Here is a 518-nt window from a genome sequence, read left to right as displayed (position 1 = left end):
GAAAATGTTTTATTAGTCTCATTTTATCATTTTTGTTAGGTATCTAAAATTTTAATTTTTAACATGATTCAATTTCTTGACATCTAAATGATAAAGTAGGTACATATAAATAAATAAATAAAATGAGGATGTTGATTGTATGGCAATTGACGCGTTCTCGTTTCATATATAACTGCTAATGATGAAGACCCAAACCTAAACCATGCCCAAGACCGAGTCCGTGACCTCCGAGAGCAAGGGCTGGTCCATGAGCAAAAGCAAGAGCTGGAGCGGCGACAGCAACTTTAGCAACGGGAGCAGCGGCTACAATGGGAGTAGCGTGGAGAGCAAGAAGGTTACTGTTTTGGTAGGACGAAGCAGCTGGAGCGTGGACAGCTACGGGTGCGATTGCTGGGGCTACGGCAATACCATGGCCGATTAATCCAGCAGAAGAGACGGCGACAAGAAGAGCGCATATGGCTGCGAATTTGAACCTTTTTGAAGTGTCTGTCGATTTTTTGTGAGTTACTTTCTTAAGA

General features: G+C 42.3%; 1 protein-coding gene. It reads right to left on the bottom strand.

Annotation, left to right across the window (positions count from 1 at the left end):
• Positions 1-175 precede the first annotated feature (175 nt).
• Positions 176-518: hypothetical protein (locus tag EK369_RS23070; protein ID WP_206198174.1), on the bottom strand; the 343-nt coding region annotated here is incomplete at its 5' end.

Source organism: Shimia sediminis, assembly GCF_003990645.1.
Classification (GTDB): domain Bacteria; phylum Pseudomonadota; class Alphaproteobacteria; order Rhodobacterales; family Rhodobacteraceae; genus Shimia; species Shimia sediminis.
The sequence above is the reverse complement of the archived record's forward strand: the minus strand, read 5'-3'. Positions and strand labels throughout refer to the sequence as shown.